The sequence below is a fragment of the Gordonia amarae NBRC 15530 genome (assembly GCF_000241345.1).
Lineage (GTDB): Bacteria > Actinomycetota > Actinomycetes > Mycobacteriales > Mycobacteriaceae > Gordonia > Gordonia amarae.
This window is the reverse complement of sequence record NZ_BAED01000076.1, coordinates 47,644-60,927: the sequence shown is the minus strand read 5'-3', so window position 1 is coordinate 60,927 and position 13,284 is coordinate 47,644. Positions and strand designations below refer to the sequence as shown.

12 protein-coding genes are annotated in these 13,284 nt (G+C 68.9%); 8 read left to right on the top strand and 4 right to left on the bottom strand.

Going from position 1 to position 13,284, the window contains the following annotated elements:
• Positions 1-94 precede the first annotated feature (94 nt).
• The 6 genes from GOAMR_RS22675 (at position 95) to GOAMR_RS22650 (ending at position 3,989) form a co-directional block, all read left to right on the top strand.
• Entirely contained in the window at positions 95-1,450 is a 1,356-nt protein-coding gene (locus GOAMR_RS22675) for a 3-oxoacyl-ACP reductase (RefSeq protein WP_005193458.1), read from the top strand.
• Positions 1,450-2,337 carry a MaoC family dehydratase gene (locus tag GOAMR_RS22670; protein ID WP_005193457.1) on the top strand — a complete coding sequence of 296 codons (888 nt, stop codon included), beginning with the start codon at positions 1,450-1,452 and terminating at the stop codon, positions 2,335-2,337. Before GOAMR_RS22675 ends, GOAMR_RS22670 begins: the two co-directional genes overlap by 1 nt.
• 253 nt (positions 2,338-2,590) lie before the next feature.
• On the top strand, positions 2,591-2,845 hold the full coding sequence (locus GOAMR_RS22665) for a ribbon-helix-helix protein, CopG family (protein ID WP_244427490.1): 255 nt from the start codon (positions 2,591-2,593) through the stop codon (positions 2,843-2,845).
• The gene (locus tag GOAMR_RS22660) at positions 2,845-3,258 is read left to right on the top strand and encodes a type II toxin-antitoxin system VapC family toxin (protein ID WP_005193455.1); all 414 of its coding nucleotides are present in this window, start codon (positions 2,845-2,847) and stop codon (positions 3,256-3,258) included. The genes GOAMR_RS22665 and GOAMR_RS22660 overlap by 1 nt, the downstream gene beginning before the upstream one ends.
• Positions 3,259-3,327: 69 nt before the next feature.
• On the top strand, positions 3,328-3,567 hold the full coding sequence (locus tag GOAMR_RS22655) for a type II toxin-antitoxin system prevent-host-death family antitoxin (RefSeq protein ID WP_005193454.1): 240 nt from the start codon (positions 3,328-3,330) through the stop codon (positions 3,565-3,567).
• Positions 3,564-3,989, top strand: a complete 426-nt coding sequence (locus GOAMR_RS22650; RefSeq protein WP_005193453.1) for a type II toxin-antitoxin system VapC family toxin — start codon at positions 3,564-3,566, stop codon at positions 3,987-3,989. The genes GOAMR_RS22655 and GOAMR_RS22650 overlap by 4 nt, the downstream gene beginning before the upstream one ends.
• A gap of 167 nt (positions 3,990-4,156) precedes the next feature.
• Here GOAMR_RS22650 and GOAMR_RS22645 read toward each other — a convergent pair whose 3' ends face one another.
• Together GOAMR_RS22645 and GOAMR_RS22640 are read right to left on the bottom strand one after the other, a co-directional pair.
• Complete coding sequence (locus GOAMR_RS22645; RefSeq protein WP_005193452.1) at positions 4,157-4,768, bottom strand: TetR/AcrR family transcriptional regulator; 612 nt, start codon at positions 4,766-4,768, stop codon at positions 4,157-4,159.
• A 100-nt stretch (positions 4,769-4,868) separates the two neighbouring features.
• Positions 4,869-6,137, bottom strand: coding sequence for a glycoside hydrolase family 3 N-terminal domain-containing protein (locus GOAMR_RS22640; protein WP_005193451.1), 1,269 nt, complete (start codon positions 6,135-6,137; stop codon positions 4,869-4,871).
• Between the two features lie 168 nt (positions 6,138-6,305).
• On the opposite strand from GOAMR_RS22640, the gene GOAMR_RS22635 reads away from it, so the two are divergent.
• Positions 6,306-6,500, top strand: a complete 195-nt coding sequence (locus GOAMR_RS22635) for a DUF2613 domain-containing protein (RefSeq protein ID WP_005193450.1) — start codon at positions 6,306-6,308, stop codon at positions 6,498-6,500.
• Between the two features lie 202 nt (positions 6,501-6,702).
• Entirely contained in the window at positions 6,703-11,304 is a 4,602-nt protein-coding gene (locus tag GOAMR_RS25395; RefSeq protein WP_005193449.1) for a DUF3367 domain-containing protein, read from the top strand.
• Positions 11,305-11,324: 20 nt separating this feature from the next.
• On the opposite strand, the gene GOAMR_RS25690 is transcribed toward GOAMR_RS25395, so the two are convergent.
• Together GOAMR_RS25690 and GOAMR_RS25265 are read right to left on the bottom strand one after the other, a co-directional pair.
• The gene (locus GOAMR_RS25690) at positions 11,325-12,851 is read right to left on the bottom strand and encodes an acyltransferase family protein (RefSeq protein WP_244427489.1); all 1,527 of its coding nucleotides are present in this window, start codon (positions 12,849-12,851) and stop codon (positions 11,325-11,327) included.
• A gap of 43 nt (positions 12,852-12,894) precedes the next feature.
• On the bottom strand, positions 12,895-13,134 hold the full coding sequence (locus GOAMR_RS25265) for a hypothetical protein (protein ID WP_005193447.1): 240 nt from the start codon (positions 13,132-13,134) through the stop codon (positions 12,895-12,897).
• Positions 13,135-13,284: the final 150 nt, after the last annotated feature.

Below are 13,284 nucleotides of genomic sequence, written 5' to 3'. Positions count from 1 at the left end.
CTCGGCAGCTACCATCGCTCGCCGTAGGCGCAAGTGCCCCGCACGTGCCACCCACGACAGGGCACACAAAGGCACGCAGAACAGGAGATCCACAGTGGCCAACACCGGCTTGTACTCGTCATTCGTCCACTCCGCACCCGGCTCGTTCATCGCCAAGCAGGCAGGCCTGCCCGTCCCGCCCACGCTGCGCCGCTACAAGCCGTCCGAACCCGCACTCGCCGGCCCGGTGCTGCTCGGTGGTTCCGGACGTCTCGTCGAGCCGCTGCGCGAGATCCTCACCGGCGCCGACTACACCCTGATCCAGAACGCCACCTCGGGCCGCTCCGCCGACAAGTACGGCGCGCTGGTGTTCGATGCCACCGGCATCACCTCCCCCGACGAACTGCGTCAGCTGTTCGAGTTCTTCCAGCCGGCGATGCGCTCGACCGCCGCCTGCGCCCGCTTCGTGGTCATCGGCACCACCCCCGAACTGGCCGGCACCACCGGTGAGCGGATCGCCCAGCGCGCCCTCGAAGGCTTCACCCGGTCGCTCGGCAAGGAACTGCTCAAGGGTTCCACCGTGCAGCTGGTGTACGTCTCCCCCGACGCCAAGACCGGCCTGACCGGCCTGGAGTCGACGCTGCGCTTCATCCTGTCGGCCAAGTCCGCGTTCGTCGACGCCCAGGTGTTCCGGGTCGGTGCCGCCGACGGCGCATCCGTCGAGTCCTGGGACAAGCCCCTCGACGGCAAGGTCGCCGTGGTGACCGGCGCCGCCCGCGGCATCGGCGCCACCATCGCCGAGGTCCTCTCCCGCGACGGTGCGCACGTCATCTGCGCCGACATCCCGGCCGCCGGTGAGGCCCTCGCCGAGACCGCCAACAAGGTCGGCGGCACCTCCTTCCCGCTGGACGTGAGCGCCCCCGACGCCGGCGCCAAGCTCGCCGAGCACGCCCTCGAACGCCACGGCGGCGTCGACATCATCGTCAACAACGCCGGCATCACCCGTGACAAGCTGCTCGCCAACATGGACGACGCCCGCTGGGATTCGGTGATCTCGGTCAACCTGCTCGCCCCCGAGGCCCTCGTGAACGGCCTGCTGGAGAAGGGCGCCCTGCGTGAGGGCGGCGCCGTCATCGACGTGTCGTCGATCGCCGGTATCGCCGGTAACCGCGGCCAGACCAACTACGGCGCCTCCAAGGCCGGCGTCATCGGCCTCGTCGACGCCTACGCGCCGATCCTCGCCGAGAAGGGCGTCACCATCAACGCCGTCGCCCCCGGCTTCATCGAGACCAAGATGACCGCCGCCATCCCGCTGGCCACCCGCGAGGCCGGCCGCCTGATGAGCTCGCTGCAGCAGGGCGGCCAGACCGTCGACGTCGCCGAGACCGTCGCCTACTTCGCCAACCCGGCGTCGAACGCGGTCACCGGCAACGTCGTCCGCGTGTGCGGCCAGGGCTTCCTGGGTGCGTGATGAGTAAGACGATCACACTCAGCGGCGCCCCCGGCACCGCCTCGATCTACGGCAAAGCGGTCGCGGCGATGCTGCCGGTGATCGGCAAACCCGCCAAGGTCTCACCGACCGCCACGGTCCCCGACACCCGGTACCGGCTCGCCGATGTGCGCGTCGATCCGGCTGCGCTGCAAACGTATTGCCGGACCACGGGGCAGCGGTTCTCCGCGACGGTGCCGCTGACCTACCTGTTCGTGCTGCAGTTCCCGCTGTCGATGAAGATCATGACCGACAGCGCGTTCCCGTTCGGCGCGGTCGGTTCGGTGCACATCGCCAACACCATCGAGCGCAAGCGCGAGATCGGTGTCGACGAGCCGCTGACCATCACCACGCACGCGGAGAACCTGCGCGAGCACCGCAAGGGTCTGCTGATCGACATGATCAGCGAGTTCACCGTCGGCTCCGAGGTTGTCGCGGTGCAGACCGCCACCTTCCTCAAGCAGCAGCGCACCAGCCTGTCCGGCGAACCGCGCGGTCCCGTCCCGAAGAACTCGGCCCCGCCGCCGCCGGACGCCGTGCTGTCGGTGGACCTCGGACGCATCCGTGAGTACGCGGCCGCCTCCGGTGACCGCAACCCCATCCACATGGGTGACCTGCCCGCCAGGGCGTTCGGCTTCTCCAAGGCAATCGCCCACGGAATGTGGAGCGCCGCAGCCGCGCTGGCCAACATCGAGGCCCAGCTGCCCGGCGAGGTGACCTACGACGTGCAGTTCGGCAAGCCGCTGCTGCTGCCCGCCAAGGTCAACCTGTACACCCGGCGCATCGACGGCAAGGGCAACTTCGACATCGAAATCCGCAACCGCCGCAAGGGCTACCCGCACCTGACGGCCACCCTGCGCCACAACTGAACACCGACATGACTGTGGGCCACCGGGAAACCGGTGGCCCACAGCGCTTTCGGTCGGTCCATTCGACGGGGGTGCGGACAACTCCTCACGTGTCCAACCGCGGCCACCGCTACTCCCGTTCAGTTACCGCGAAAGCTCCACAAATCGCTCGGCCGCCCGCGTGCGCCCGGCCCTCGCTTAGTAGGCGTCGCCGGCATCGATGATCAGATCATCCATGCCGCCAGTGTAGTGCATGGCAGGTATGCTGGCATACATGAAGCGGACGACCATCAAGATTCCCGATGAACTCGATGCGCGGCTGCGTCACGAGGCGAATCTGCGGGGTACAACGATCTCCGAGGTCAGCAGGGAAGCATTGGAAACCTTCCTCGGTACGGGGTCACGCAGAAGGCTCGCTGCCGCAGCCGCGGGTCGCAGCGGGCGAAGCGACATCTCTGAGCGCATCGAAGAGATCCTGGCCACAGAGCTCCAGAACGCCGGGGCCGAATCCACAGAAGCCAAACAGTAGTGCCGCTCATCGTCGATGCCGGACCACTGTATGCCTACGTCGACGCCGACGACGCGCACCATCACGCATCGCTGGAGCTTCTCGAAACGCACCCTGGCCCATTGATCGTCCCGACGTTGGTCATCACCGAAGTCACGTATCTTCTCAGCACCAGGCTGGGTGCCGAAGCCGAGGTGCGGTTTCTCGGCGATCTCGCCGCCGGCCATTTCACCGTCGAACCTGTTGCGGCGGCGGACTGGCTGCGCATCGCGGAGTTGGTGGCCCGATACCGGGACCTGCCACTCGGCACCGCCGATGCGTCGGTGGTGGCCACTGCCGAGCGCCTCGGAGTGCGCACGGTTGCCACTGTCGACCGGCGTCACTTCTCCGTCGTGCGTCCCCGACATGTCAGGTCGTTCGAACTCCTGCCGTAGCCGGCTCTGGGAGCCCCCACCGAGCCACTATGTGCGGTATTGTAGAAACGTTCCTACAAGGGGGTACCAATGGCGACGACATTCAGTGCACGAGAATTCAACCAAGATGTGAGCGGAGCCAAACGCGCTGCCGACAACGGTCCAGTCGTCATCACGGACCGTGGTGAACCCGCATACGTCCTGCTGTCCATTGCCGAGTATGAGCAGATGCGCGATCGGCGAAGCCTGCTCGAGGTGTTGCAGATGACGGAAGACATCGACTTCGAGCCGGTCGTGTCGCGTACGCTGCCCCGAGCGGCCGAACTGTGACCTACCTGCTCGACACCAATGTTGTCAGCGAACTCCGCAAGCAACCGGGCCGGATCGACGACAGCGTCGCGGCATGGGCGGCCGCACAACCGGCGACCGAACAATACCTCAGCTCGGTCACGGTCTCCGAGATCGAACTCGGCATCCTTCGGGTCGAGCGCCGGGACGAGCTTCAGGGCAGGTCGCTACGACGGTGGTTCGACGCCCGCGTCATCAATGCCTTCGACAGGCGCACCCTCCCCGTCGATTGTGAAGTGGCCCGTCGCGCAGCACTCCTACACGTCCCCGACCCCCGTCCCGAACGCGACGGGTATATAGCGGCAACAGCACTCGTTCACGGACTCACCGTCGTCACACGCAATGTTGCGGATTTTGCGCCGATGGGCGTCGCTATCGTCAACCCGTGGCTGATCCAGGAGTAAACCTTGTGATCAGTTCTCGGTGATACCTGAGACCGCGGTTCGGAAATGCAGTTCGCGGTGGTATCGGCAGGCGCTGGAGTTGACCACGCCGAGTGCAGGCAGGTCCGGTGCCAGGTCTTGGGTCCGGCCGCGCGCCGTATCCGGTCCCGTGGGCGAACGGCCGCGGGCTAGGTGGTGGCGCGGTCGGTGCCGACACCCTTGAGGCCGCGCCAGACGATGCCGACGAGCAGGTCGGTGGCGGCGTCGAGGTCGACGTCACCCTCGGCGATGCGGTCGGCGACGGCCTCGGTGGCCCCCACGATGGCGAGCGCGGTGAGTTCGAAGTCGATGTCGGCGGCGCCCTCGACGGTGGTGCCGGCGCGGATCAGTCCGGCGACCATCTCGGTGATCCGTTGGCGGCTCTCCATGACGCGGGAGGTGAAGGCCGCGGTGCCGATGGCGACGCGGTACAGGACCCGCCACGACCGCCGGTTCTCGTGCACGTACCGCAGGAACTCACGGACCACGGTGCGGGCCTGCTCACGCTGGGCCAGGTTCGGGTCGAAACCGACGCTCATCGCCTCGATGAAGCGGCTCGACTCGCGGCTCATACAGGCGCCGAACAGTTCTTCCTTCGAGCCGTAGTACAGGTACAGCATCGGCTTGGAGATCTCCGCCTCGGCGGCGATGGCGTCCATCGAGGTGTCCCGGAAGCCGTGGTCGGCGAATACCCGCACCGCGGCGTCGAGCATCTGCTGTTCGCGTACCGCGCGGGGAAGTCGCTTGGTTCCGCCGACCATATATCCGCCTCATTCCGTGGGTTCACGTGCGTGGCCCTCCACCGCACACGTCAACCAAACTTACCATTCGGTAAGTTCCGGTGGCGAACGAGGCGGCGAATCAGCAGGTCAGGACACCCTTGGCCCGCAGCACCCGCACCACCTTGGTGTCGACGGCGGATTTGCTGAGACGGCCGTCACGGACGGCGGCCTCCAGCGAATCGAGCACTGCCGGCACCTGATCGGTGGTGGTCCACAGCGCGACGTCGACGCCCGCCCGGATCGACAGTACCGCCGCCTGCGTGATCGGGTACTTGGAGCTGATCGCGGCCATCGAGCCGAGGTCGTCGGAGAAGATCACCCCGTTGAACGCCGGGCCGTTGTAGCCCTTGCCGGTGCGCAGCATCCGGATCGCCTTCGCGTCGAGGCTGGCGGGCATGTCGGGCGAGGTCAGGCCCGGCACGATCAGGTGCCCGACCATCGCGGCGGCGGGACCGGGGTTGGCGAGCAGCCTGCGGAACGGCACCAGGTCGCTGTTCTGCAGCGACGCGAGCGGCGGGGTCTGCACCACGCCGAGGTGCGAGTCGCCCGAACCGTGCCCGTGGCCGGGGAAATGCTTGTACACGGGGATGATGCCGGCGTCGGCCAGGCCGCGGGCGAACGCGCCGCCGAAGCGGGTGACGACGTTCGGGTCGTTGCTGAACGAACGGTCGCCGATCACCTCGTTGTCGGATTCATTGCTGACATCGATGGAAGGCGCGAAATCGACGGTCACGCCCAGGCGCTTCATCTGGCGCCCCATCTGCGCCGCGATCGACCGCACCTGCGCCAGCGTCTTGGACTGTGCGAGTTGGCGGGCCGAAGGCGCGTCGATACCGAGGTCCGACAGCCGCGACACCCGGCCGCCCTCCTGGTCGACGGAGACCATCAGCGGGATCTTGGCGCTGCGGGAGATGTTGGCGGCGGCGCCGCTGGTGAGGATCGACTTGTCCGTCCAGCTGCCGATGAAGATGCCGCCGATCTGCTCCGACCGCACCACCTGCCGGGCGTCGGCGGTGCCGGTGACACCGACCATGATCAGCTGCGCCAGTTTCTGCCGCTGCGTCATGCTCTTGAGCTTGGCCGCGCCGCAGCGGTTGGTGAGGGTGGTCAGCGACGGGGTCGCCGAACTCGTCGGCAGCGGTGTGCTCGACGTGGTCGCGGAGGTCCGGGCCGTGGTCGTCTGGGACGAATCGGACGCCGCGACGTCCTCGTCGCCACCGCAGCCGGAGGTCAGTCCCACCCCCAGCGCGAGGGCCGCGGCCAGCACGGTTACGCGGACCGGAGCGGCGGTTCGTGAACGACTCGTGAGAAAGCCCATGGTGGCCAGTCTGTCATGTTTGCCGGTCACCGAGGCGGACCCTGCGCTTCGAATGGGGTCGCGCGGCCACCGCGACCTGGCATTTCGGTGCCCGCAATTCTCACCCGCGGGAGCCGTGGATCGCGACTTCGGCGCGCTGTCCCGGTTACCGCGCGTGCGACTGCTGACGGCTCGTGCGCTCTGGTAAGTTCACTTCCCATGCAGAACCGTCTTGTCACCGGTGGTGTCGCCGCTGTCGCGGGTATTGTCATCGGGCTCGGCGCGGTGCTCCTCGGTGGCGTCGTGGCCACCGACACCAAGCCGGCCACCGATATGAACAGCATTTCGCCCGAGGACGGCTTCGTACAGGGCGCCGTCGAATACGGTTCACGTTCCGCCGCAGAAGCAGACTGATCAGCAGCAGACTGATCAGCAGCAGAACTGATCGCTCCCGAACGCCTCCCGTCGCTGGTTGAGGTGTGAGGAGCGCAAGCGACGAGCCTCGAAACCCGGTGAGATAACGATGTCTTCTCACCGGGTTTCGAGGCTCGGTCGCCGGCCGACCTCGCACCTCAACCGGCGAAGTGGCCGGCTTTCGTGCGGGAACCAGGACCGGATGTCCTCGCGCGGCGTGGTCATCGCCGCTCTGTGCGCGCTGATCGTCTCCTTCGCGCAGGCCCCCGGCCGGATCTCGGCCGACACCAAGCTCGATCTCGCCGCCGACCCGCTCGGTTTCCTCGGCCGGGCGGCACACCTGTGGTCGCCCGACGCCCCGATGGGGCAGGTGCAGAACCAGGCGTACGGCTACTTCTTCCCGCACGGCGCGTTCTTCGCGCTCGGCGACCTCGCGCACATCCCGCCGTGGATCACCCAGCGCCTGTGGTGGGCGCTGCTGCTGACCATCGGGTTCGTCGGCATCGTCCGGCTGGCCGAGGCACTGCGGGCCGGTTCGCCTGCGTCGCGGATCGTCGCGGCGGCGGTATTCGTGCTGAGCCCGCGGGTGCTCACCACGCTCGGGTCGATCTCGTCGGAGACACTGCCGATGATGCTGGCGCCGTGGGTGCTGCTCCCGGTGATCCGGGCCCTCGATCGTGACACCGGCCCGCTGTGGCGGCAGGGTTTCCTGTCGGCTGCGGCGGTGGCGCTGATGGGGGCGGTGAACGCGGTGGCGACGGTCGCCGCGCTCGGTGTCGCCGCGCTGTGGTGGCTGCTGACGGTCCGCCGGGCGGGACTGCGGGCCGTGCGGTTCGCCGCGTGGTGGGCGCTGGGGCTGGCGCTGGCGTGCGCCTGGTGGATCCTGCCGCTGCTGATGATGTCGCAGGTCAGCCCGCCGTTCCTGGATTTCATCGAGTCGGCGCGCACCACGACGCAATGGTCCTCGCTCACCGAGGTGCTGCGCGGGACGAGCGCGTGGACGCCGTTCGTCTCACCGGAGCGGGTGGCCGGTGCGGTGCTGGTGACGCAGCCGGCGGCGGTCCTGGCCACCGGGGTGCTCGTCGCCGCGGGCCTGGCGGGGCTGACAATGCGGGCGATGCCGGGCCGCGGCAGGCTCGTCACGATCCTGGTGACCGGGCTGCTGGTGATGTGCGTCGGCTACGCGGGCACCCTCGGCTCACCGATCGCCGAACCGGTGCGCGAGTTTCTCGACGGCGCGGGCGCCCCGCTGCGCAACATCCACAAGTTCGAGCCGTTCATCCGAATCCCGGTGGTGCTGGGCATCGCGCATCTGCTGGCGCGGGTGCCGCTGACCGAGCCGCGGGCGTTCCTGCGGCCGGCGATGTCGCGGGGGGTGGCGACGGCGCTCGCGGTGGTCGTCGCGATCGGCGGCGCGGGGTCGTTGATGTGGACCGGGCAGCTCACGCCCGCCGATACCTACACGTCGATGCCGTCGTACTGGACGGAGGCGGCGGCATGGCTGAAACAGAACAGTTCGCCGGACGGGCCGTCGCGTCCCGCGCTGAGGTCCCTGGTGGTGCCGGGTGCGCCGTTCGCCGACCAGGTGTGGGGGCTGACCCGCGACGAGCCGCTGCAGGCGCTGGCGGACACCCCGTGGGCGGTGCGCGATGCGATCCCGCTGGTCCCGCCCGGAGCGATCCGGGCGATGGATGCGGTGCAGCGGCAGATCGCCTCCGGGCGCGGCTCCCCCGGCCTGGCCGCGACGCTGGCCTCCCAGGGCATCGGGTTCGTGGTGCTGCGGGCCGATCTCGACCCGGACACGTCGCGTTCGGCGCGGCCGCTGGTCGCCCGACAGGCGCTCGACGATTCACCCGGTCTGTCGGTGGCCGCCCGGTTCGGGCCGCGCGTCGGCCCGGCCACCGTCACAGGGGTGGTCCGCGACAACGGACTGCGGCCCGCGTTGCGGGCGATCACGATCTACACCGTCGACGGCGCCGCCCGGGCCGGCGGTACCGGGCCGGTACTGGTCGACGCCGCGTCGGTGCCGCGGGTCTCGGGTGGTCCCGAGGCCATCGCGACGATCAACGCGCAGCGCGGGCGTGCGGGACTGCCCGCGGTGGGGCCGACGGTGCTGGACGCCGACGCCCGGCGGTTCGACACCGAGCACCCGGACACTCCGCTGCCGGCGTCGCCACGGATCGTCACCGACACACCCACCGACCGGGAGGTCGACGTCGGGCGGGTCGACGACCACAGTTCGGCGATCCGCACCGCCGACGATCCGCGCCGCACCCAGAACGCGGTCCCCGACTATCCGGCGTGGGACGGTATCGGACGCGGCGACCTGGTGCGGGCTCAGTGGTTGCTCGACAATCAGCCCGGGCAGGTGCGGGTGTCGAGTTCCGGGGCCGCGGCCGATGCGACGCAGCCCGGGCAGACCTCGCCGGCCAACTCCACCGCCGCAGCCTTCGACGGGAAACCCGGAACCGCCTGGGTGTCCAGCGGTTTGGCGGCGGCCGCCGGAAAATGGTTGCGGCTGAGCTTCACCCGGCCGCGCACTGCGCTGTCGCTGACGCTGACCACCGCGAAGGCGATCGGCCCCGACGTCGACACCGTCGTCGTCACCACCAACGCCGGAAGTTCTGTGGCCCAGGGTATTTCCCCGGGAAAACCGTTCACGGTCACACTGCCCGGCGGGAACACGTCGTGGATCGAGATCCGGGCCTCGCACACCCGCTCGGGAACCGCGGGCAACCAGTTCGCGCTCGGCGAGGTCACGCTCACCGACCTCGCCACGGGCAACCCCCTGTCGATCCGGCAGCGGGTCGTCCTGCCCGCCCAGCAGAAGAATTCAGCTGTCGCACAGTGGGTGCTGACACAGGAGCTCACCGGGCGGTCCGCGTGCGTGCGCGACACCTCCTCCGACGACGAACTGTTCAGGTGCGCTTCCGGTTTGGGGTTGACCCCGGAGACACCCGGGGTGTTCACCCGCGCACTGTCGGTGCCGTCGGCAACCTCGGTGTCGCCTACCGTCACCCTCGTCCCCATGCCCGGTGACGGTCTGCGGGCGCTGTTGCACGTACCCGGATCGGTTGTCGCGGACGGTCCGTCGGATGTGACCGATCCACGGGGTGCGGCGCAGGCCGCCGTCGACGGCGATCCGGCGACCGTGTGGACCGCACCGGCGGACGGTGCCCGCGACGACGATGAGGACCCCGCCGACGATGACGGGACGACGTCGGACCGCGAGAGCGGCGACGAGGCGACGTCCGACGGAAAGGCCGGCAACACCGGCGGATACGGTGACCCGGACAGCAAGAAACAGAACGGGGATGACGCCCAGAAGGATTCTGGGCAGAAGGATTCTGGCCACAAGGATCCCGCCAAGGAGGATCCCGCCCAGAAGGATTCGGGCCGAGAGGATTCCAGGGCCGGCGACTCCGGGGAGACAGACTCGGGTGAGGAGGAGCCTGGCAAACAGGAGTCCGGGCAGAAAGACTCTGGGAGAGAGAGCGATTCCGGGCCGACGCTGACCATCCGCCTCCCCGAGGTGCAACGCGTGGACAAGCTGCGCATCGTCGCGCCGGAGACGTATCCGGCGGCACCCACTGAGGTGTCGGTGAACCTGGGCGAGCGCTGGCTCACCCGCACGGTGACGCGGGACGGGACGGTCACCCTGACCGGTGCCCGCACCGACCGGATCCGGTTGCGGGTCAACAAATCCGCCGACGTCATCGACGTGAACTCGCTTGGATTCGCCACCAGGGCACCCGCCGGGATCGCGGAGATCAAGATCTCTCCGGCACCCGACGCACGGCCGTTCGACCCCGACCGGGTGGTCACCGTCGGCTGTGGCGACGGGATCGGAATCACCGTGGCGGGCCGGGTGATCGGACTCAGCCTGCGCACCACCGCCGGTGACCTGCGCAACGGTACCCCGGTGGTCGCCCGGCCATGCGGCTCGACGCCGATCCCGCTGGCAGCCGGCGAACAGGAGCTGTCGGTCAATCCCGGATCGGCGTTCAGCGTTCTCGACGTGAATCTTTCTACTGCACAGCAGATTCCGTCGGCGTCGACGGTGTTGCCGACCGTCGAGAAGTGGTCGGCGACCCATCGGGTGGTCGACGTGCGGGCGTCGGCGGCGGACCGGATCCTGACCGTCGCCGAGAGCACCAATTCCGGGTGGCGGGCGACCGTCGACACACCCGACGGGGAGATCAACCTGCATCCGATCACCGTGAACGGATGGCAACAGGGTTGGGTGGTGCCCGCGAATCTGTCTGGCCCGGTCACCCTGCGGTACAGCCTCGATACGCCGTACCGGTGGGTGCTGGTGGTCGGGCTGCTGCTGGTGGCCGTGCTCCTGGCGCTGGCGTGGCTGCCGCCGGTGCTCGCGCGTTCGAGGTGGTCGCGTCATGATGCCGGCGTCACCGGACCCTTCGAGACCCTCGCTCCTTCGTCGCTTCGGCCTCAGGGATCAAGAGGTGTGGTTGCGGCGAGTCTTGCCGTGCTTCCCGTGCTGGGTGCCGTCTGGCTGCTGACCGGCTGGTGGGGAGTCGGTATCGGCTGTACGACAGCACTTCTCACGTACCGGATGCGCCCGTCCGCGCGTGTGGTCGCGGTGTTCGCGGCCATGCTCGCCGCCGCCCTCGCCCTCGCCTCCGGTCCGTGGCACTCCCCCACCGGCTACCACGGTGACGAGTGGTGGACCCAGTTCCCCGCCCTCGTCGCCATCACGATCCTGGTGTGGTCGACAGTATTCACACCCGCACGGAACAGATCGCCCGACGACCCTTCGGCGGCCCGCCAGCTCGATCCTTGAGAGCGATGACCACGCCCGCCTTACGACACAGAACCTTTCACCGCTTCCCGGGCATTCAGCCACCGGCGGGCCGGGTCTTCGATGAACGTGTAGCTTGCTGCCGATACGCCGATGGTGAGGGGGACGGTGATCGCCAGGACCAGCGGCATGTTGCCGTTGAACGGGACGATGCCGAATAGGGGGAAGACGACGGCCAGGACCGCGAGGTGCCAGATGAAGATGCCGTACGACCAGCGGCCGAGGGCCTGCATGACCGGGGAGTCGAGGAAACCGAACGGGCCGGTAGCGCACACCAGCGGGGCGAGCAGGGCGTAGCCGACGATGGCGCCGAGGACCATCTTGGTGGCGAACTGCAGGTGGGTGAGTTCACCGAGACCCGTCGGGCCGGCCAGCGGGGTGCAGGCCAGCGCGTAGGCGACCACGAACACGGCGGCCATCAGTGGGCGATTCGCGCTGAGCGCGACCGTGATTCGCAGCCCCCCGGGGTACGACGCCGGATCGTGGTGTGCCGCTTCGACGGTGGCCGCGATCTCGGCCAGCACCAGGCCGGACACGAACCACGGCAGGTGGCCGAACACCCAGTTCTTGGGTTCGACGCCGTCGGCCAGCGGCAGGGTCGCCGCGAACCAGGCCCAGCCGAGACTGAGCACCCCGACCGCGAGGATCACCGGGATGCGTACTCGCGCACGATCTCCCCGCAGACGCACCAGCACGAGGCCGATCAGAGGGAGCAGCAGATAGAACGCGACCTCCACCGACAGACTCCACATCTGGGTGAGGCCGGCGGTCAGCGACAGCGCCACAAACACCTGCGTCAGTGTGAGATTGGCGAGCCACACAGTCAGGTCGGCACCCTTGGCGTCGGGCAGCAGGGTCAGCACCAGGACCACGACGACGATGTACGCCGGCCAGATGCGGACGATCCGGTGCCGGAAATACCGGCCGATATCGGGGCGCGGGGCGCGGGAGGGGCCGGGAGCGGACATCTTTGTCTCACCGGGTTTCGAGGCTCGTCGCCTGGCGGCTCCTCGCACCTCAACCGGCGACGACGACGCGGCGGGCGGCGCGGGAACCCCGGTATCCGGCGACGACGACGCGGCACCCAGTCCGGGAACCCCGGCGTCCGACGACGACGCGGCACCCAGTCCGGGAACCCCGGCGTCCGACGACGACGCGGCACCCAGTCCGGGAACCCCGGCGTCCGACGACGACGCGGCGCCCGGCGCGGGGACCCCGGTATCCGGCGGCGGAAGGGCCGCATCCGGCGGACGAACGACGTCGGCCCGCGTGGAGGACCGGGCCGCCCCCGCCCAGGGGCGCCAGAGGAGGAAACCGGAGAGGCCGAAGAACAGGGCGACGGCGAGGTCGAGGCGGCCGAGGATCGGGCCGATCACCCCGGTGTTGACCGCGGCCGTCTGGAACGACACATGGGTGGTGAGCACGGCGATCGCCGCGACCGCACGCATGCCCTCCAATTGCGGAAAGAATCTGCGCGCGGTCGTGGCTCGCTGTGCCGGTTGTACCTGGTGGTCCGGGCTGGTGCTCATCTCGGGAGATCAGGGTACGCCCGGCCCCGGGGCGTCGGCCGGATCAGCAGCCGCCGTCACCGCCACCGCCGCCACCACCACCGTCGCCGCAGCTACCGCCACCGTCGCCGCCGCCCCAGCCGCCGCCGTCGCCACCGCCGAAGCTGTCACTCCAGCTGCCGGCGAAGAAACCGCCCCCTGACCCACCGGACCAGCTTGAACCTCCACCGCGTAATGCCCCGCCGAAGATGGCGAAACCGGCGATTGCGATGACGATGATCGCCACGATTACGAAGATCAACATGGGATTCCCCTTTCGGTGTGCCGACGACCCTTGCCGTGCGGCGGTGTGTGCCATCACCTTCTTCTTGATCACAGTCGTTGTGTTCTGGTCCGCCCACGATAGGGGCCACGCTCCGGGTGGTGCCTGAGCGCGGGATAGGAAACCGGTCAC